The sequence below is a fragment of the Kitasatospora sp. NPDC056446 genome, assembly GCF_042796115.1.
Taxonomy (GTDB): domain Bacteria; phylum Actinomycetota; class Actinomycetes; order Streptomycetales; family Streptomycetaceae; genus Kitasatospora.
In genome coordinates this window covers 13,960-34,351 of sequence record NZ_JBHTRF010000065.1, presented here as the reverse complement: position 1 = coordinate 34,351, position 20,392 = coordinate 13,960, and the positions used below count along the sequence as shown (strand labels likewise).

Genomic DNA, 20,392 nt, shown 5'->3' with positions numbered 1-20,392 from the left:
GTGGCGATGCCGACGACTGTTGTGGTCTCCCCATCCCATCTACGCCCAAGGGAGATCCCCATGCCTTCGAACACCCCCGGAGTGGACTTCTTCGCGCCGTACTCCTCGGCGGCCAGCTCCGGTGAGTTCCGGGAGCGAATCGGGGAGGTGCTCCGGGAACGCGGCGCGGCCGGCCTGACGGGCTTGCACTGCCGCGACGACGTCTTGGAAGTCGCGCACCTGCTGCTCGCCGAACTGCGCCCGCACCGCGACAGCGGCCCGGACGGGCTGACCACGATCCGCGACACCGGTCGCCATGGCCGACGTGTTGGCCTGGCCGGGCTGGGCCGAAGCGATCTCGCGGTCCACACGGAGAGTGCCCAACTGCCCGGCCCCGCTCGCCTGGTCATACTCGTCTGCCTCCAGCCAGGCCGTGCTGGAGGCGAGAGCATCCTCGTCGACGGGCGTGCCGTGCTCGGCGAGCTGGCCGGCTTCCGGCCCGCCGCGCTGGCAGCCCTGTCTGCGCCGCGCGCAGCCTACTTCGGCGGCGCGGACGGGCTGTTCGCCCCCGTCCTGGAAGACCTGCCATCGAGGCGATGGCGCATCCGCCTGCGCCAGGACGAGCTAGCCCGCTTCTCGCCAGAGGCACAGGTCCAGATGCCCGCCTTGCGCACCGCGATCGCTCGGCACACCGTCTCGGTGCGCTTGGCTGCCGGGCAGGCGCTCCTCCTCGACAACCACCGCGTCCTGCACGGCCGCGCCGCGTTCACGGGAGAGCGGCTGCTGCTGCGTGCCCTCGGGCCTGCCCACGGAGGGCTCGGCCTCGAACCGGGTTTCACCGCGCCGTGGATCGCGACCGAAAGCGCCAAGAACACGGCGTGAGCTTGGGTGGCATCCCCCAGTCCGGCAACCACAACCTTGCCCACGATGTAACGAGGAGACTCGATGCTGCTTGTAGTGGTTGATGGCATCGACCTGGCCGGCAAGACCACGCTGGTCGAGGCCGTGGTGCGAGACCTCGCCGATCGCGGGGTGACGGCGACCCGGCACCGTGGGATGCTCACCCGGCGCCATCCGCTGGACCGGCCCCTGCGCTGGCTGTCCATGGCCCGCCAGCCGGACAGCGCGTTCACCACGACCGCGTACCTGTTCGCCGGGTTCGCTCTGGACAACCTGCTGGCGAGGGTACGGCCGCCGGCAGCCGAGGGCTGCGAGGTGTTGATCCAAGACGCCTACGTGGACCGGATCGTCGCCTTCGGCATCGCCGGCGGCCCGTACCTCGCGGCCCGCGCGGCCCTGCGCTGGCCGCAGATGTTCGCCCCGTTCGACCTCGCGGTCCACGTGACCGCCGACATCAAGACCCGTGCCGAGCGCCTGCACGGCCGCAACCACATCGATGTCCGTGACCTGCGCAGTGCGCAGGACGAGCCGTTCGCCGACCGCTTCCACCAGGCGCTCGCCGTGATGGGCCGCCGCCACCGCCGCCTGATCACCGTCGACACCACCCGGCGGGACGTGACCGACGTGGCCCGCGAACTCGGCGACGCGATCCTCGCCCTTCCCCGCCGCACCACGCGCTGACCAGAGCGCCGCTCCCTGACCCCACGACCTCACCCGGAGGCGATCCGTCATGCCCACCCCCCTGCCTGGCCCGGTGCGCCGCGCCGATACGGGCCACCTGTGGCACCCGTGGAGCCCGATCCGCGTCGCCACCCCTCGCCTCGTCCTGACCAACGGTGAGGACTGCCGCGTCACCGACGACACCGGCCGCAGCTACCTTGACCTGCGTGCCGGCACCCTGAACGCCATCGTCGGCTACGGCGAGCAGCGCGTCGTCGACGCGATGACCCGCCAGGCCCGGCAGCTGATGACGTGGGACCTGGCGGAGGTGACGACCGAGCCCGCGGCGCTGCTCGCCGAGCGGATCGCCGCCTTCTGCCCGCCGGGCCTGTCGCGCACCCTGTTCTGCAACTCCGGGTCGGAGGGGACCGAAGCCGCCATCCGGATCGCCCGGATGTTCCACTGGATCACCGGTGACCGGGAGCGGACCGTCATCGCCTCCTGGGCGGACGGGTACCACGGAGCCACCACCGCCGGGATCGCCGCCACCGGGGCGGAGTTCCGCCGCGACGGCGCCGGGCCGCTTCCGGACGGCTTCCTGCACCTGACCACGCCACGGTGCTCGGACTGCGCGGCCAGCACGGGCGGGCACGAGTGCCGGATTCCCGGTGCCCTGGAGTGGGAGGCGCAGCTCGCCGCGGTGGGCGCGCACCGGGTGGCGGCGGTCCTCGTCGAGCCGGTGCTGAGCGTCGGCGGGATCGTGGTCCCGCCGGACGGCGCCCTGGCCGCGCTGCGGGCGCTGTGCGACCGGCACGGCATCCTGCTGATCGTCGACGAGGTCGCCACCGGGATCGGCCGCACCGGGCACATGCTCGGCTTTCAGCACGACCTCGGCCACGACAACGGCCCGGACATCGTGGTCACCTCGAAGGGCCTGACCGGGGGGTACGCGCCGCTGGCCGCTGTCACGGTGCGCCAGGACCTGTACGAGGTGTTCGCCGACGACCCGTACCTGGGCGGGCTGCGGCACGGGCACACCACCGGCGGGCACGCGACGGCGTGCGCGGCGGCGCTCGCGGTCCTGGACATCGTCGAGGGCGAGGACCTGCCGGCCCGCGCCCGCGGCGTCGGCTCGGCTGTCCTGGAGTACCTGTCGAAGGACCTGGACGGCTGCCCGGCGGTGCGGCAGGTCCGTGGCCGCGGGTTGCTGGTCGGCGTGGAGACCGTGTCCGTCGAGGTGGCACAGGACGTGGCCGCGCTCGCCCAGCAGGCCGGTGTCCTGGTGCGCTCGTTCGGGCCGGTCCTGACGATCGCGCCGCCGCTGGTCATCACCGAGGACGACGCCCTGGCCGGCGCCCGAACCGTCGCCGACGCCCTGCACACTGTCGCCGGGGGTGCGCGGTGAGCGGCGGGCGCGACACGGTGGTGCTGCCGTGCGCGGGCGCCGGCACCCGCCTCGGCCTGCCGATCGCGAAGGAACTCGTGCCCACCGGGCCGGGCCGGGTCGCCCTCGACCACACCCTGGACCTGCTCGCCCCGCACGCCGACCGGCTTCGCCTGGTCGCCGTGCTCGGCCCCGGCCGGGAGGCCACCGCCCGCCACCTGACAGCCCGCTGTGCCGACCTCGGGCTGCCGCTTGCGCTCTGCTCGCAGGACGCGACACTGCCGGAGTCGACCGGCGCGGTGCTGAGCTGCGAAGCGTGGTGGGGCCCCGCCACGGCCGTCCTGCTGCCGGACCAGATCCTCGCCCGCCCGGCCCCGCACGCTGTCGGGGACCTACTCGACCTCGTGGGCGCCGGTCACCGGGCCGCGTTCCTCACGGCCGCCGAGAACGACCCGCACCGGCTGGCCGTCGACGGGGCGCTTCACCTGGAGAGCGCCGCCGGCCACGCGTGGCCGCAGGTGGAGGACTTCGCGGACAAGCCGGGCCTCGAACAGGCCAGCCGCTTCAACGCCGTCTGGTTCGCCTACGCCTTCGCCCGCGGGCACGGCCGAGCCGTACTCGACGTGCTGCACCGCGCGACGCTCCGCCAGCCGTTCGGGCCCGAGGGCATCGCCCCGCTGCTCGGCGCGCCGACGCTCGACGTCGGCCCGTTCACCGACCTGGGCACCTGGCCGAGCCTGGCTGCCACGATCACCGGGAGCGTCCTGTGACGACCGTCCTCATCCACGCCCGCCCCTACCCGGTCGACGACCAGCTCGGCGGGATCGGTATCCGCCTGTGGGAGACGGCCCAGGTCCTCGCCGACGCCGGACACCGGGTCACCATCGCCGCCCCGCGCCCCTCCGGCTTCACCCACCCGGGCGTCACGGTCACCACCCGGCCGTGGGAGGAACTCCTCGCCGGGCAAAGGGTGCTGGTCACCACCGACCTGCCCGACACCCGGCTGCTGCTCACCGCCCACGCCGCCGGCCTGTTCCTGGTCGCGGAGAACGCCCCGCCGATCGAGCACCTGCACTACGACGCGCTGGCCGGCCCGGACGGACAGGACCTGTACGCCGACACAGTTGCGCGCTGGCGGTTGCAGCTGATGCTCGCCGACCACTTCCTCGTGCGCTCCGAGGCCGAGCGCGCCTCCACCCTCGGCGCGCTGGTGGCCACCGGCCGCCTGTCCGCCGCCCACCACCGCGCCGGCCCTGCCCTGGACCACCTGCTCAGCCTGGTGCCGATCGGCCACAACCGGCACTCCGCCCAGACCGCGGCCCAGGCGCCGGCCGGGCCTTCGGTGGATGTCGTGTGGAGCGGCGGCGCGTGGGCGTACTGCCACCCCTCTCCGCTGCTGCCCGCCCTCGACCGCGCCCGCGGGCTCGGCCGGGAGCTGACGCTGCGCCTGCTGTACGAACCCGGCCCTGCCTTCCGCACCCAGGTGCACGCCATGGGTCTGGACGGCCTGGTGGAGCTGCCCGATGGGCCGCTCGGGCACCACGGCCGTGACCGGATGCTCAACGGTGCCCGCTGCCTCGCGATAACCGGCAGCCGCACGGCGGAGTCCCAGACCTGCCACCGGCTGCGCCTTCGCGATGCGGCCCTGTACCGGCTGCCGGTCGTCGCCGACCCGCACGGCGCCACCGGAGATGTGGTCGCCGCCCTCGGCATCGGCCCCGTCGTCGACCCGGCCGACCCGAAGGCGCTCGCCCTCGCGCTGCTCGCCGCCACCGACGACGGCCCCGCCCGCGACGGCCACCTGGCCGCGCTCGACCTGGCCGCGTCCCGCTTCGACCTCGAACGCCACCTGCTGCCGCTCCTGCACCTGATCACCGAGGCCCGGCCCGCGCCCGACCGCGACGATCCGGCCCACCGTGCCGCCGTGGCCCGGCTGATCGCCGCCACCCCGGCGCTGACCACCAGCGCTCCCGCCATCATCTGACCCCGCGTCCGACCGGAGGCCACCGTGCCCGCTCCCGCTATCACCCGCCGCACCCCGGCCCGCGTCACCGCCCCTCTCCAGCTGCCCGGCTTCTTCCCGGCCCCCGCCGAGCCCGTCGTCGCCAGCAGCTGGGGCATCCCCGAGCCCGCCTTCCGCCAGCGGATCGCCGAGGACTACCGCGCGCGCGGCTACGTCGTCGTCGACGTCCCCGGCACCACCCCGGCCGAGGCCGACCTCGCCGCGCTGGCCGACGCGCTCGGGCTCGGCCCGGCGTTCAGCCCGCCCCAGTACCGGGGCAGCACCCACACCCAGGGCGGGGTCAGCCGCCTCACCGCCACCGCCGACCCCGCCCACCCTTTCCAGGACCGGGCCGGGCAGAACCTGCACTGCGACGCCACCCTCCAGCACCTCGGCCAGGTCGCCACCACGGTCATGATCTGCGTGCGCCCGGGCCGCTCGGGCGGCCAGACCCAGCTGTTCAACGCCGTCCAGGCGTTCGCCGAACTGCAGGCAGCGGACCCCGAGGCCGCTGCCCAGCTCACCCACGAGCGCGCTCTGCTGCGCACCTCCACCTTCGTCGACGGCCTGTCCACCGCCGGCCCGGCGTTCGGCCGCGACCCGGCGGGCAACCTGATCACCCGCTACAGCCTCACCGCCACCGACTCCTACCACCCCACCGCTCCGGGGCGGCAGGAGCACCTGGACCGCGCCCTCGCGGCGCTGGCCGGCGCCGCCGCCGATACCTCCTGGCACCGCACCACCTTCACCCTCGCCGCCGGGCAGGCCCTGATCCTGGCCAACGACAAGCTCTGCCACGGCCGCACCCCCTTCGTCGACGACCCCGCCGCTCCGCGCCTGCTCCTGCGCGGCCTGTTCACCACCCGCCCCACCGCCTGACCCCTCCGCCACCCACGCCTGGAGCACGGCATGACCCTCACCACCAGCACCGGCCCGGACCTCGGCTCCGGAATCGGCGACCCGAGCGGCGCGCAGCTGCTCTCCACCGCCCTGACCGTCCTCGCCGGGCACGAGCGCGCGGCCCGTCAGGTGATCAACCTGGTGCCCGCCGAGAACGCGATGTGGCCCGTCGCCCGGCTGCCGCTCATCGCGGACCTCGCCAGCCGGTACATGTTCGACCAGCACCCCGACCCCGACTTCGGCGAGTGGCGCTTCCCGGGCGCCCGCGACGCGCAGTGGCTGGAGACCGGCCTCGCCGTCCCGCTGCTGCAGCGGATGCTCGGCGCCGCCCACGTCAACATCCGCCCGTTGTCCGGCCTGCAGGCCATGGAGATGACGCTGGCCTGCTACCCGGCCGGAGCGCCCGTCGCGGTTCTGTCCCCGCGCCAGGGCGGGCACTACGCCACCGCCGACATTGCCCGCCGCCTCGGCCAGCACGTCCTGACCGTCACCGGTCCCGACCCGCACCGCCTCGACCTCGGGCAGCTCGCCGAGCTGTGCTCCACGCAGCGCCCGGCGCTGCTCTACATCGACCAGTGCCACGCCCTCGTGCCCTACGACATCGCGTCGATCACCGACACGGTGAAGAAGGCGTCGCCCGGGACCCTGGTGCACGCCGACATCTCCCACCTGCTCGGCCTGGTCCTCGGCGGCGCCGTCCCGAACCCGCTCGACTGCGGGGCGGACAGCCTGTCCGCGTCCACCCACAAGTCGTTCCCGGGCCCGCAGAAGGGCATTCTGGCCACCAACCGCAGCGGCATCGCGGCAGCGTGGCAGCAGGTACAGCCGCAGCTGATCTCCAGCCACCACTTCGGCTCCGTCGCGGCGCTGGGCCTATCCCTCGCGGGCTTCGCCGACCGCGCCGGCGACTACGCGCACGCCGTCGTCGCCTGTGCCCGCTCGCTCGGCGAGCACCTCGCCTCGGCCGGCTGGGACGTCGCCGGCGCGGACATCGGCTACACCCGCACCCACCAGCTGTGGGTCACCACCACCCCGCGCCTGGCCGCCCGGGTCGCAGCGCGGCAGCTGTACGCGGCCGGAATCCGCGTCAACTGGCTGGAGGACCTGCCGCTCGGCCACCCGGCGCTGCGCCTGGGCCTGGCCGAGGCCGTGTGGTGCGGCCTCTCGCCCTCGGACATGCCCTTCCTCGCCCAGCTCATCGACCAGGCCCTCACCGGTACCCGCGAGCCTGCCGACATCGCCGCCGACGTCGCCGTCCTGCGCACCGGCGAGCGCTCCCCGTTCGCCGCCCGCCCCGACGAGTCAGCCTCCGCCGCCCTGGCCGAGGTCACCGCGCTGCTCGGCTGCGGGGAATGGGGGATGTGATGGCGCTGCCCGCACCCGACCTGGCGGCCGACGCCTCGTGCGTCGCGGTGTACCGCGATCTGCGCGACGGGGTGGCCCGCTCCTGCGCGCAGATCGGCTACGGATACAACCTCTACCCGATCTCGACGGCGACCGCTCGGCACCTGCAGCAGGTCCTGGCCTCCTGCCTGCGCGACGGGCGGATGCACGAGTACGGCACCGTCCACGACGAGCACGACCGCGCCCTCGCCGCCGCCCTTGCCGGTGAGTACCTCGGCGTTCCGGTCGACGAGGACCAGGTGATGTTCTGCGCGGGCGCGAGTGAAGGGATTGGGCTGGTCTCCCGGTACCTGACGGCGTGCGGCGCCAGCATGATCCTGCCCGCGCCGTGCTACTTCGCGTTCGAGCAGACACCGCGCCGCCACCCGTTGGCCGTCGCCGGCCGCTACCGCGGCGACGGCGCCGTCCACTGGTCCGGCGGCGGAGCCGGTCACACCGCCGTCGTCGAGATCCTTCCCAACGGCGTCACCGGCACCGGCTTCCGCCCGCCCGCCGTCCAGGCCGATTTCCGTGTACTCGACCTGGTCTTCCAGGCCGGCGGGCACAGCAGCGGGCGGCACATGGTCGCCGACCACGCCCGCACCGCGCTGGCTGGCCGACTCACCGACACCGCCGTCCTGATGACCCCGTCCAAGGACCTGTCCCTGCCCGGACTTCGGGCCGGACTGCTCATCAGCGGGGACACCGCCCTGATCGCCGCCGCGCGCGACGACGTGTTCGATCGCGTCGCCAGCGCCAACCCGATGGCCGGCCAGTTCGTCCTGCTCTACCTCACCGTCCTGCTGATGGCCGAGGCCGCCCACGACAGCGACCCGGGCACCTTCGCCCGGCGCCACGCCTGGGTCCGCGCCCAGTACAAGCGCCACCGGGTGTCCACGTGCCCGACCGAGTCCACCTGCCGGGCGATCACCGGCCACCTGGACCGCATGGCCGGCCATTTCGCCGAGGCATTCGGCCTGCTCACCCACCACGGTGCCGGGCTGCTGCAGGTCGCCGCCCACATGCGGCCCATCGCCGGGTACTCGCTCCTGCCGCGCCTGAACGTCGACCTGCCCACCCCTCAGGACCTGGTGGGCTGGGTCAACACGGTCGGACGGCGCTTCGACCTCAAGCTCAACCCCAGCCTGCTGTTCGGCGGCACCCTCTCCTCCTGGAACGCCCTCTACCCCGGCGAGCCGCGCATCCGCGTCAACCTGTCCGTCCCGCACGCGGACCTCGTCCGCACCCTGGACATGCTGCGCACCGCCCGCCGCGAACTCGACCGGGTGGGGGCGAAGCGATGAGCGCCCTCACCCGCCTGATCACCACCACCGCCGAGGCCCGGCCCGACGCCGTGGCCGTCGACAACCCGGGCGTCGCTTCGTGGACGTGGGCGCGCCTGGACGCCGAGACCCACGGCGTCGCCGCCGCACTGCTGGACACCGGCTTCGCCGAGGGGCCGCTGCTGCTCGCCGTGGCGCCCGGCACCGGCTGGGTGACCGCTCTGCTCGGGGCGTGGCGGGCCGGCGCGGTGGCGGTGCCGTTCGACGCCGGGCACCCGCCCGCCCGCCTGGCCCGTCTCGCGGCTGGTTGCCGGGCCCGCGCGGTGATCACCCCGGACGGCACCAGCCCGCACTGGGCGCCCGCTCTGCCCGCCGTCGCCGCCGGTGCCCGCAGCTGCGGCGACCTGCCGCGCGTTCCGGACGAGGCGACGGCGTGCCTGTTCCACACCTCCGGCTCCACCGGCACCCCCAAGCCCGTCGTCCTCTCCCACCGCGCCCTCGCCGAGCGGGCCCGGGAGATGCCGACCGCCGCCGGACTCACCCAGTCCGACCGGATCGCCCAGCTCACCTCCCCGGCGTTCGACGCCGTGCTGTGGGAGGTGCTGTGCGCCCTGGCCACCGGCGCCACCCTGGTGACCGCCCCGGCCGCCGCCCGAACCCCCGGCCCCGCCCTCGTGCGGTTCCTCGCCGAGCAGCGGATCACCGCGCTGACGTGCACCCCCAGCCAGCTCGCCGCCACCCCCGCCCCGGCCAGCGCTCTGCCCGACCTTCGGCTGGTCGTCCTGGGTGGCGAAGCCCTCCACGTCCGCCCGCTCGGCGCCTGGTTCGCGCCCGGTCTGCGGATCGCCAACGCCTACGGGCCCACCGAGGCCGGCATCGAGGCGTTCCTGGCGCCCGACATCGACCCGCACGCCGACCCGGTGCCGATCGGCCGGCCCCTGCCCGGCGTCGTCCCGATCGTCCTCGACCCCGAGGGCCAGCCGGTGCCGGACGGCGAAGCGGGTGAACTCCACCTCGCCGGGACCGGACTCGCGGACGGCTACCTGCACCGGCCCGAGGAGAGTGCCGCCGCGTTCCTCACCGTCACCGACCCCGCCACCGGCCGGGCGGTGCGCGCCTACCGCACCGGCGACCGCGTGCGCCGCCTGGCGGACGGCCAGTACACCTTCCTCGGCCGCACCGACCACCAGCTCAACCTCCGCGGCGTGAGATTCGAACCCGGCGAGATCGAGGCCCGCGCCCTGGACCACCCCGAGGTCTTGGCCGCGTGCGCCGTCCTCGACCCCGACCGGCAGCAGATCGCCCTCCACGCCGAAACGGCCACCGGCCTCGCCCCGGCCGCGTTGCGCTGCCACCTCGCCGAGCACCTGCCTCCCGCCGCCGTCCCCGCCCGCATCACCTGTCGGCCCCGGCTCCCGCGCACCGCCAGCGGCAAGATTGACCGCCGGACCCTCGCCACCGAACCCCCCGAGTCCGACAGCCCGCCGGGGACGGCCCACGCCGTGCTGCCCGAGCCGCTGGCGACCTGGTGGCACGACGCCACTGGCACCCCTGCCCCGGACAGCGGCGACTTCTACGCGGCCGGCGGCGACTCGCTGGGCGCCCTCGCCCTGCTCGCCCGCCTCAACGAGCACTACGACACCGACCTGACCATCGCCCAGTTCGCCGCCGACCCCACCGCGACCAACCTGCTGCGCACCATCCGGAGGAGCCGATGAACCGCCCCGCCGCCGAGCCCCGCATCCGCGGCATCCTCATCGACCTCGACGGCGTCGTGCGCTTCTGGCGCCGCCAGGGCGCGACCGCTGCCGAAGCCGAACTCGACCTGCCGCCGCGCACCCTCAGCGCCTACACCTCCAGCCGCCACAGCGACGCCGCCCACACCGGGGCACTCACCTGGGGGCAGTGGGCCGCAGGAGTGCGCGAGCGCATGGCCGCCGGCCTCGGCGCCGAGAGCGCCGACCGGGCCTTCGCCCTATGGAGCGCCGACCGCGGCGAGCCCAACGCACCGATGGTCGCCCTGCTGCGCCGCGCCCGCGCCGCTGGCCTGACCATCGCCCTGCTCACCAACAACACCACGATCCTCGACAGCGACCTCGCCCACCACCGGCTCGACGACCTCTTCGACCACGTCCTCAACTCGGCCGCCACCGGCCTGACCAAGCCGTCCCCGCGCGCCTACGAACACGCCGTCGCCACCATGGGACTGAGCGCCGACCAGGTCGCCTTCGCGGACGACTCCGACATCAACACCGACGCCGCCCGCACGGTCGGGCTGCACGCCCACCACTTCCGCGAGCCCGGCGGCACCGACGCCTTCGAACAGCACCTCGCCGGCCTCGGCGTCATCCTGCCCGGCGCCCCGGGCCGCCCGACCCCGCCCGAACCGGTCAAGGCCGTCGCGCCACCGCCCGGCCACGCCGAGCACGACGACCACCAGAGCCTGCGCACCCACTACCTCGCCACCGGCCTGCCCGCCGACGCCGTCGCCGCCCGTCTCACCAACTCCGCCTGGGCGCAGGCTACCGGCGAGCACACCCTGGCCTCCGGCGACGACGACGGCCACGTCACCCAGTGGCGGCTCGTCCCGGCCGGCACCGAGGCGGCCCACGCGGCAGGGCACCCCGGCGCCTGGATGCCGCAGCCCGCGCCGCCCGGCGCCGAGTACCTGCCGCCGTGGACTGCCGCCACCCGCGCCTCGGCCGCCCGGCACGCCACCGCCCTGCTGACCGAGGCCGCCGCCGCCCTCACCCGCACCGCAGACGCCCACCGCGGCGGCGACCGGTTGTCCGCAGCACTGGATCTGGACACCGCACGCCACGCCCTGACCCGCCTGGCCTCGATGCTCGCCCGCCGCCAGCCGCGCCCCTGGCCCGACGCCACGAGCGCCCGCTACCTCGGCCACGCCGCCACCACGCTGCTCACCGCCTCCCTGCGGGCCGACCCGACCACCCCCGCCGGGCTCTCCCACTCGGTGACCGCCCTGGTCCACCTGCTCGGCCGCCTCCGCCAGAGTTCGGCCCTGCTGCTCGGCGCCGAGGCCGCCTGGCCCTGGCACGACCTCGAACGCCACCTCGTCCCCCTCCTCGACGCCACCCTCACCGCCCCCGGACCCGACGTGCTGTACGGCGCGGGCCTCGCCACGGCGTACGACGACCACCGCGCCGTCGCGCCCGCTCTCGCCGATGCCCTGCACGCCTTCGCCAGCGGCCACCTCGCCGGACGCGACGTCCTCGAACTCGGCGCCGGCACTGGGCGCATCACCGCCCACCTCGCCTCCGGGACCTCGACCTACACGGCACTCGAACCGTCCCCCGGCATGGCCGCCCTCCTGACCGCCCGCAACCTGCCCGGAGTGCGGCTGTTCCTCGGAACCGCGCTCGCCATCCCCCTGCCGGACGCCAGCGCCGACGTCGTCGTCGAGCACGAGGCACTGCTGTTCACCGACGACCCGCTCGCCGCCACCGACCAGGCCCTGCGGGTGCTGCGCCCCGGCGGCGTGTTCGTGCGCCTGCTCCTTCACGCCCGCGGCGACGACCCGGCCGCCGACCTGGACGCCGCCTACCGCGCGGCGGCCTTTCACGGCCGGCCAGCGCCGCTGATCACCGGCAAGGGCACCGACCACCTCGTCACCACCCACCTCTGCGCCCGCGGCCTGGCCACCACGGACACCCTCCTCGCCGAGTACGACGACCACCGCACCCCAGCCCAGGCCCTGGCCACGCTCGCCGCCCGGGCCTGGCCCTACCAGCAGCAGGCCGACACCGAGCAGCACGCCGCCGGGATGGCCGCCGCCGAGGAACTCGCCCAGACCCTCCCGCTCGCGGGAGGACCGGTCCGCTACCGCCTGCGCGCCCTGGCCACACGGCTGGAGACACGGTGAACGCCCCTCCACGTCTGCCGGACGGCCACGCCTGGGCAAGCGGCCTCGACCACGCCCAGGCCCTGCTCACCGACGCGACCGTCCCCCTTCTGGCCACCGGCGAGCGGGATCGCGACGAGCGGATCGCCGCCGTCCTCGCCGACTACGGGCCCGCCGCCGGGCCGCTCCCGCGCCCGGCCCGGGCGTGCGCCCGCGTCGTGTCCACCGGCGACGACCCGCGCCTGGGCCGGCTCGCCGCCACCGCGCTCGGCCGCCCCCACCACCACTACCCGACCCTCACCCAGGCCCTCGCCGACCCCGGCCCGGGCGGCGGCAGCGTCCTGCTCACCGCCGACCCCGCCCACCTGACCATCGCCGCCCTGCTGCCCGCCCTCGACACCTGGACCCGCCACGGCACCCGCCTCGGACTGCTCACCGGCCGCGACACGCCCGCCACCGTGTTCCTCCTCGCCAAGATCCTCGCCGCCTCGACCCCGGACGGGGCATCCGCGCTGATCGACGGCACCACCGGCCGCTCCCGCCGCCTCCACCGGCCCGGCGCGCCCCGGCTCACCACCGCCGACGCGATCAGCTCCCCCTGGCGCACCCTCCTGATCGACGCACACGGCTCCGCCGCCCACGCCCACCTCGGCACCGCCGTCCTGTGCGGCCTGCCCGGCGACGCCGAACGCACCACCCACACCGGCCACCTCGTCCCCGGCGGCTGCACCCCCACCCGGTGCAAGACCGCCCCCTCCAGCGGCATCACCGTCCACCACCCCCACGACCTGCACGCCGAAGTCCTCGGCCTCTACATCTGCAACGCCATCACCCTCGGCCCCGACGAGCAGTACCCCACCACCGTGAACCTCGCCCTGGACGCCGTCGACGGACACCCGGCCGCCGTCTTCGGGCTGCTGCGCGGCGACGCCGACACCACCAGCGCCGACCCGCACGCAGCCGCCGACCTCCTCCGCACCGGGGCCGACCTCGGCACCGTCACCATGGACGCCAACCGCCGCGCCGCCGAACGCGGACTCACCGGAGGGGCCGCGATCCTCATCGGCGACCCCGACCACCAACCCCACCCGGTGCACAGCGACCGCCCCGCGCCCCGCACCAGCCACCCCCGCCCGCTCGCCGCGCCCAGCCCCGAGCGGGACCGGGAAATCGTCGACTGGACGCAGCGCACCGCCGAGGCCGCGCTGTTCGAGGCGGCCCTCGGCGACTCCCTCGCCCACCGGCCCGACCCGGGCCTCGACCAGTGCCTACGGTCCATGGGCGAAGCGCGCAGCGGCGCCCAGACCCTCCTGCGGCGCGCCGGCCCCACCGGAATCCTCGACCACGAGGAGCTGGAACGCCTCGCCCACCAGTGGGCCGAGCACGCCCTCGGCCTGCTCACCCGCACCCGCGGCGGCGCGTTCGGCCGCCAGCTCACCGCGCTGCGCGCCACCCACCGAATCCTCCGCACGACACCGGCCTCGCCGTGCCCGCACTGCACGATGCCGCTGACCGCGGAGCACCTCACCAGCGTGCTCGGCCCCCGCGACCGCATCACCGTCACCTGCCCGCGCTGCGGGCCCGCCCACAACCACCCCGCCGGCCAGCCCCCGCTGACCGTCCATGCCCCCACCGCCGTCCACCCCGGCCGGCCCTTTACCCTCACCGTCGACGGCCCCGAACACGGCCTGCTCGCCGTCCACTTGCGCCCGCGCAGCAGCCGCTCCGGCAGCTACGCCCACACCACCGCCGCCCTCGCGCCAGAGCCGCTGACCGTCGACCTCGACGTCCCCACCGACCTGGTGCCCGAACTCGACCGGCTCTGGCTCGTCCACGCCGACCGGTTCCGCCTCGCCCTCCACCAGCGGCGCGTGCCCGTCCTGCCCGCCGGGTGCAACCCTGACAGCAGTACCCGCACGTCGTAACCCCCGGCCAGCGCACGCAGTTGGCCCGAACACCACCACCCAGCGACGAAAGCGAGACCCCAGTGACCGTGATCTGGATCAACGGCCCCTTCGGCGGCGGCAAGACCACCCTCGCCACCACCCTGCAGCAGGAACTGCCCGGCGCCGTCCTCTTCGACGCTGAGGAGGTCGGCTTCCTCCTGCGCCAGGTCTTCCCCGGCAAGTACAAGGACTTCCAGGACAACCCGGCCTGGCGCCCCCTGGTCGCCGAGTTCGCCGTCCACTGCCACCGGGAGAACGACGGCCACCCGGTGATCATCCCGATGACCCTGCTGCGCCAGGACTACGCCGCCGAGATCCACGGGGCCATCCGGGTCGCTGGCATCCCGCTCCAGCACCTCCTGCTCCACGCCGACCCGGACACCGTCAGCGCCCGCATCGACGCCAGCATCGAGTTCCCCGACGACGAGGCGCGCAGCGAGAAGGTCCGCGGCTTCCGCCGCCGCAAGCTGCCGGTCTACACCGAGGCGTACGACGGCTGGCTCGCCGCCGACGCCGAGGTCATTGACACCGCCCACCTCACCCCCCGCCAGGTCGCCGACCAGGCGTTGAAGAGCATCGGCGCCCTGTGACCGCCACCGTCTCCGAGGCGATAGCGCGCCTCACCGGGCCGGCCGAGGTCGTCGCCGACCTCAGCTGGCCCGGCACCACCGCAACCGTCCGCCTCCTGCGCCACCCCGGAGGCCAGCACGTCATCCTCAAGGCCAACAGCAGCCCGGACTGCTTCACCCGCGAACTGCACGCGCTGCGCACCTGGACGCCCATCCTCGGCGCAGCGGCACCCCAGTTGGTCGACGCCGACGAGGACGCCCGAGTGCTCCTTATGACGGCACTGCCCGGAGTCCGCCTCGACCTCGCCGCCCTCACCACCGCCCAAGAACGGGACGCCTACCGGCAGACCGGCCAGCTGCTGCGCCGCCTCCACGAAGCCGCCCCGCTGCAGACGATCACGGACTTCGGCCGACAGCGCGCCGCCTACCTTCGCGCCCAGCTCACCGGCCCGACCCACCCCCTCACCACCGACGAACTCGACTTCGCCCTGGCCGCCATCGACCAGTTGGAGACCCTGCCCCCACAGAAGTCCCAGCCTTCCCACCTGGACCTCACCGCCCGCAACCTCCTCGCCGACACCGACGAGCGCGGCCGAGTGCGGATCAGCGTGATCGACTTCGAGACCAGCCGCTACGAGGCCGCCGGCCGGGACTTCCTCCGGATCATCCAGCGCACCCTTCGCGCCCGGCCCGATCTCGCCACCGCCTTCTATACCGGGTACGGCCGACAGCCGACCGAGAACGAGCAGCGCCTCATGCGATGGTGCGGGATCGGCGACGCCGCAGCCATCACTGTCTCCGCCGCCGCTGCCGGCCAAGCCGACTTCTCCCGTGAGGGTCACGCGGCACTTCGCGCCGCCATGGTCGCTACGTAGTTCGCCGTACGCGGCGCCGTGCATGCCGAGAATCAGGCCGGATCGCACACACTCCGCACTACAGTCCGTCCATGACGAACCTGACGAACGACCAGACCGGCGCCACCATCGCCCGCGCAGTCGCCACCGACCTGACCTCCCGTGAGTTCTCGAATACTGACGGGTACTCTGGGACGAACTCGTGGCCTGCCAGACCGAGGTGAGCTGTCCGTGTCGATGAACGCCCGCCCGGATGTCGCAGGGGCTCCAGGATCGTTGCCCGGCTGTTGCGGACTGATCAGCTATATGGCCGGCAGTCTGTCGGCACCGGGCAACGCGTTACAGGTGCGGCTGAGGGGGTGGAGTCGCCTGCCCTTTAAAAACGGAGTCGGAGGGATCGTCGATGACGGCTTTGATCCGGTTCGAGGCGGCGACTGCGGCTCTCTCCGCAGGCCAGAGCTCGGCCATCGACTGGAGGAACGCGTTAGCATCTGAATGGTCGACAGCCTGAAGGCAGTCCTTGCCTGCCTTCCAGGCAGCGGCGAACTGGTGCCACGATTCCTGCGCGGTCGGGTCGGGCACTTGGAAGTAGTACGGCTCCCATGAAGCCATATTCTGCGCGTCCAGACACACCGGCCGCATGTTGGCCATCAGTTTGGTGTCGACGTCGATCTGTCCATTGCTTGCTGCCACAGCCAACAACGTAGCCATCGAGAGGTAGTCCCTGGTGGCGTGGTCGAGCAGGTACCGGCCTCCGAGCCTGTACCAGGCGTGGACCTGCTGCCAACGCATATTGTCCGATACCGGCGCTACTGGCAGTCCCGCCGCCTGCCGGAAAGTGGTCTGTGCGCTGACTGTCGTCGTCTGAGCGCGTGTCGCCAGTCGTGCCGGGGCGTCGCCGATCATCAGTACAACCACGGTCGCCAACGCCGCCGCCGGCGCCCCAAGCGCCAACGCCGCAGCAATGCGCTGTCCCCCACGATGGGAGGGAACGATCGTTGGGTTAGACGCAGGTCTCGACGTTCCAGCCTGCCTAATCACGTGCCGCAGCGCATTCCGGCCCAAGGTGCCCAGAGCAGTGATGGCCATTGCGATAACAGGCGCAATGAGGAGCGCACCGTGCACGACCAGGCTGAATGTCTGCCCTCCTTGTAACTGCCTCCATGCCGGACGCCATGCACAGCTACTGTTGAGGGCACCCAATGGCTGGACGCACCCGTCTACGGAGATCAGCACAACTGTGGCTGCCAGCCCCAACAGCGTACTTACTCCCGAAGCGATCAGTGATGTCAGCAGCCGGAATCGGGGGGAGGCCACTGCGATCACAGCGGCGACGGCCGCACCGATAACGATCGCCCACAGCGACCAGATGGCGTAGCTCAAGGCGTACATGCCGCCCCGCTGCTCCGGGGCTGCATGCAGGCTGTGCAGCCATGCCTGGACTCCGGCCACACCGAAGGTTGTGACCGCTCCGCCGATCAGCGCGGGCACGGTCGCCTGCCGAAGCGCGGGAGCGCGCAACGACTGAGCAGCGGGCGCCTGCGGCGGATCGGGAACACCGCTGCCGGACTCAAGTCGGCGAAGCCAGCCGGGTCCATGACCGATGGCACCCCCCGCCCAGATGGCGAGGGGAACGCACCATCCGGCGACGGCAGCAGCCGGCATTAAAGCCTGGAACGCTGCCACCAGCAAAGCGGGGAGCGTCTGGGCCATGAGGCCGGTCGTGTCCGGGTGGACTGTGCCCGTGCCGGGAAACGTGTGGGTGACTGTCTGACGCATGCCCGCGAGATCGAACCAGAAGCCATTGGCGTACATCGCTCCAAAAAAGTCCCACCACACGAACCATGCCGAGAGAATCAGCCAACCCGAGACCAGGCACAGTGCCATGGGCCACCGCAGCGAGCGGCCCGGCCATGAAGCCACCGCGAGCCGCGCGCATTGGGCCGTCCAGCAAGTGAATGCGACCGTGGCTGCCGGAACTAGCAGCAGCACCCACCAGTGGGGAGGAAGCCCCAGATCCGCGGCACTTTGACCGCTCGCCAGCGAGCCAGCCACCACGCCCAAGCCCAACCACAGTCCAGCGCGGACACCCGTGGGGGCCGCCAAGCCCAGGAGCGCGGCACGCACCGACGCCCGCCACAGGACCGCTGTGGCAACTGCCACAACAACAACGGCTGGAGCGGCGGCAAGGCCCTGATCGATCCAGTCGCTCATCTCGGCCACGCGGGACAGGTAGTAGTACATCAGGTGGTAGTTCATCAGGCTGGCGTTCGTGCCGAGCAGGAACATCAGCAGTGAACTCACCGCGAACAGCGGCGCAGGATCATCGAGGGCGTCGCGGCGAGCCTCCCACCTCGGGTGGGTGCGCACGTTGTCGAGCAGAGCCTCAAGCACCCGGTGCGCCCTGCGGCGCTCGGGCAACTCAGACATTGCAGCCCACACATGCCGCAGTGGTGCACCCCATCGATGGGCCGTCAGATCAGCGTGCAGCTCCCTGCTGCGCAACACATCCGCGCGCCCGAAATACACCACTAGGGCCATGATCGCTGGCAGGACCAGATACCGCAGGCTGGCGGCCATGATCGTGGGGCTGGCGCTGAGCCCGTTACCGAGGACGACCGCCGACCAGACCAGTGTGAACGGAGCGACAATCAGGACGAGGAATACCCGCCACAGGGCGACGGTGCTGTAGGTGACTGTGAGGTCCCGGTTAGCGATATGCCCGAGCTCGTGCAACACGACACCATCGAACGTCTGCGGCTCAGTGGTGCGGCAGGCGACGAGCCCTCCGTCCAGGCACAGCCGAGGCCGGCCATTGGTTCCGAACACCGCGGCACTCTTGGTGCGTGCGGCTGGGGCGACGAACAACTCCGGTACCCGGGAGCGGCCCTTGGCTAACTCCTGGACACGCGCGGTGATCTCGCCACCGCCAGCTACCGAGTCCAGGCGAATGCACCGGGAACGGCGTTGCTTCCACCGTGGCAGTAGGAGCATGAGGACCGCCGCAGCCATGACGACCACCACTGGCCCACCCAGGACCTGCCACCACGGTGGAGGTGGCGCATAGCGTGCAACGCATGGCATGTAGGCCAGCGTCTGCCCGACCTTCCGAGTCGCCGACGCGACAGTGCCGGGGTGGTCGATGTCAACACCGGCCGCTAGGTCACACCCGATCACGTCGCCCGGGTGTAGAAATTGCAGGATCGGCAGCAGCATGGCGCCACTGGCCGTCACGAGCAGTAGCAACAGTAGTGCGAACCGAGCATTGGTGCCCGCTCCAAGCACTCGCTCATCAAGTCTGGCCTGACCGTCCTCTGTGACGGTCACTGGGTTTCCTCTGGGTCGCCCTCGACGGGACCCCCAGCAGGCTCGGCCAGCGCCAGAGCGGCGACGACGCCATCCGCGATCCGTTTGGCCCGCTGCGGCGGCAGTCCGGCCTCGGCGGCCGCCTCAAGAACCATCTGGTTGACCATCAGCTGTTGCTCGCGCGTGAGGGCCGGGATGACCTCGGGCTTCGATCCTCGGCGGAGGATGCGGCGCCACAACGACGCCGAGCCGCGCGCTGCCCCGTCAACGACCGCATCCGCCAGCTTCGTGCGGGCACTGTCCAGCGTCAACCACAACACGGGAGTGACCAGCGGGACGACTTCGGCAAGTCCGAATCCGAGTGGATCACGCCCGCGCCGGCGCCGACGCAGCCGTGCCAGCACGTCAGCGTCGCTGTACTGGAGTAGTCCCTCGACCACCACCGATTCCTCGGGCGCGCAGGCGGCCACGACGCTCTGAACGACATCGCGAATCAGAATCCCAGCAGTGGAATTCATCGGTGCGTTCAACTCCCCACCCCCCGGTGGAAGTTCACATGCTCCATGTTTTGGCTGTCGTCCCGGGAAGCGATAGTACAGCGGCGGGGTGAGCAGGGCACCCCGGGAGCGTCAGATTCTCGGGGCTGGACCGTACCTGGTGAACAGACCCGTTACTGGAAGCGAGGGAGCCAGCCTGACCGTGTCATAGAAGGCGGTGAGCGTGGCAGTTCTCTGACGGGCTCCGGAGCTGCAGAGCTCGGTCACCTGGATCACCTGAGCGAATCGTCTGGCCTGGAGTTGTGGACGCGGCTCTGGGCTGCGGCTTCGGCGTATCGACGGGCGCCCCAACTGCTCAGGCCGAAGAGGTCCCACAACCGTCGGATGTCGCCTTGGAAGGCGAGGATCTCGTCGAGGATGCGGTCCTCGCGGATCGCCTGCGCGGAGATGCCAAGGATCTTGGTCGCCCAGACGTTGCTCGTCGGCGCGGTGGTGTAGGCCGTCTGGACGTTGATGAACAGGTGCGGGTCGGCGGTACGGGGCCACCGGCGGGCTCGGTGGTCGAGGTAGGCGGACAACCGCTCGCGCGCCGGCCCGGCGAGCAGGATGACCCGCTCCCCGAGGTGGAGTCTGCCGTCGTGGACATCGGTGATCAGGATCGCGCGAAGGTCCTTCACCGTGAGCGCGTGGAAGGCGATCAGCGCGGCGAGCGGTGCCCGTGCTGCTACATCTGACGGTCGTGGGGGGGGGGGGGGGGGGGCCCGCCGCGCCCCCCCCCCCCCCCCCGGGGGCCCCCCCCCCCCCCCCCCGCCCCCGGGGGCGCCCCAAAGGGGACAGCACCGGGGGGGGGGAAGCAGGTGTAGAACA

At 72.9% G+C, this 20,392-nt stretch carries 16 protein-coding genes; 13 read left to right on the top strand and 3 right to left on the bottom strand.

Annotated features, from left to right (window positions below):
* Positions 1-60: 60 nt before the first annotated feature.
* From ACFQ6N_RS30490 to ACFQ6N_RS30430, 13 genes are all read left to right on the top strand, one after another.
* Positions 61-861: a TauD/TfdA family dioxygenase gene (locus ACFQ6N_RS30490; RefSeq protein ID WP_380655926.1), complete on the top strand. Its 801-nt coding sequence runs from the start codon at positions 61-63 to the stop codon at positions 859-861.
* Between the two features lie 63 nt (positions 862-924).
* The gene (locus tag ACFQ6N_RS30485) at positions 925-1,560 is read left to right on the top strand and encodes a hypothetical protein (RefSeq protein ID WP_380655924.1); all 636 of its coding nucleotides are present in this window, start codon (positions 925-927) and stop codon (positions 1,558-1,560) included.
* Positions 1,561-1,609: 49 nt separating this feature from the next.
* Positions 1,610-2,944: an aspartate aminotransferase family protein gene (locus ACFQ6N_RS30480; protein WP_380655921.1), complete on the top strand. Its 1,335-nt coding sequence runs from the start codon at positions 1,610-1,612 to the stop codon at positions 2,942-2,944.
* A complete protein-coding gene (locus ACFQ6N_RS30475) occupies positions 2,941-3,693 on the top strand; it encodes a hypothetical protein (protein WP_380655918.1) in 753 nt (250 codons plus the stop codon). Before ACFQ6N_RS30480 ends, ACFQ6N_RS30475 begins: the two co-directional genes overlap by 4 nt.
* Entirely contained in the window at positions 3,690-4,907 is a 1,218-nt protein-coding gene (locus ACFQ6N_RS30470; RefSeq protein ID WP_380655916.1) for a hypothetical protein, read from the top strand. The genes ACFQ6N_RS30475 and ACFQ6N_RS30470 overlap by 4 nt, the downstream gene beginning before the upstream one ends.
* A 24-nt stretch (positions 4,908-4,931) precedes the next feature.
* Positions 4,932-5,804, top strand: coding sequence for a TauD/TfdA family dioxygenase (locus tag ACFQ6N_RS30465; RefSeq protein ID WP_380655914.1), 873 nt, complete (start codon positions 4,932-4,934; stop codon positions 5,802-5,804).
* A 30-nt stretch (positions 5,805-5,834) separates the two neighbouring features.
* Complete coding sequence (locus tag ACFQ6N_RS30460; protein ID WP_380655911.1) at positions 5,835-7,190, top strand: hypothetical protein; 1,356 nt, start codon at positions 5,835-5,837, stop codon at positions 7,188-7,190.
* The gene (locus ACFQ6N_RS30455) at positions 7,178-8,512 is read left to right on the top strand and encodes a hypothetical protein (RefSeq protein WP_380655909.1); all 1,335 of its coding nucleotides are present in this window, start codon (positions 7,178-7,180) and stop codon (positions 8,510-8,512) included. The genes ACFQ6N_RS30460 and ACFQ6N_RS30455 overlap by 13 nt, the downstream gene beginning before the upstream one ends.
* A complete protein-coding gene (locus ACFQ6N_RS30450) occupies positions 8,509-10,209 on the top strand; it encodes an amino acid adenylation domain-containing protein (protein WP_380655906.1) in 1,701 nt (566 codons plus the stop codon). The genes ACFQ6N_RS30455 and ACFQ6N_RS30450 overlap by 4 nt, the downstream gene beginning before the upstream one ends.
* Positions 10,206-12,374 (top strand): HAD-IA family hydrolase, encoded by a 2,169-nt coding sequence (locus ACFQ6N_RS30445; protein ID WP_380655904.1) that lies wholly within the window; start codon positions 10,206-10,208, stop codon positions 12,372-12,374. The genes ACFQ6N_RS30450 and ACFQ6N_RS30445 overlap by 4 nt, the downstream gene beginning before the upstream one ends.
* Positions 12,371-14,278: a hypothetical protein gene (locus tag ACFQ6N_RS30440; protein ID WP_380655902.1), complete on the top strand. Its 1,908-nt coding sequence runs from the start codon at positions 12,371-12,373 to the stop codon at positions 14,276-14,278. The genes ACFQ6N_RS30445 and ACFQ6N_RS30440 overlap by 4 nt, the downstream gene beginning before the upstream one ends.
* 62 nt (positions 14,279-14,340) lie before the next feature.
* Complete coding sequence (locus ACFQ6N_RS30435; protein ID WP_380655899.1) at positions 14,341-14,889, top strand: AAA family ATPase; 549 nt, start codon at positions 14,341-14,343, stop codon at positions 14,887-14,889.
* Complete coding sequence (locus ACFQ6N_RS30430; protein WP_380655897.1) at positions 14,886-15,743, top strand: aminoglycoside phosphotransferase family protein; 858 nt, start codon at positions 14,886-14,888, stop codon at positions 15,741-15,743. The genes ACFQ6N_RS30435 and ACFQ6N_RS30430 overlap by 4 nt, the downstream gene beginning before the upstream one ends.
* Before the next feature lie 318 nt (positions 15,744-16,061).
* Here the strand turns inward: ACFQ6N_RS30430 and ACFQ6N_RS30425 are convergent, their stop codons facing one another.
* The 3 genes from ACFQ6N_RS30425 to ACFQ6N_RS30415 all read right to left on the bottom strand — a co-directional run bounded on the left by ACFQ6N_RS30425 (position 16,062) and on the right by ACFQ6N_RS30415 (position 20,202).
* On the bottom strand, positions 16,062-19,049 hold the full coding sequence (locus ACFQ6N_RS30425) for a M48 family metalloprotease (RefSeq protein ID WP_380655894.1): 2,988 nt from the start codon (positions 19,047-19,049) through the stop codon (positions 16,062-16,064).
* Entirely contained in the window at positions 19,046-19,558 is a 513-nt protein-coding gene (locus ACFQ6N_RS30420; RefSeq protein ID WP_380655893.1) for a hypothetical protein, read from the bottom strand. The genes ACFQ6N_RS30425 and ACFQ6N_RS30420 overlap by 4 nt, the downstream gene beginning before the upstream one ends.
* Positions 19,559-19,797: 239 nt before the next feature.
* Complete coding sequence (locus ACFQ6N_RS30415) at positions 19,798-20,202, bottom strand: hypothetical protein (RefSeq protein WP_380655891.1); 405 nt, start codon at positions 20,200-20,202, stop codon at positions 19,798-19,800.
* Between the last annotated feature and the right edge of the window lie 190 nt (positions 20,203-20,392).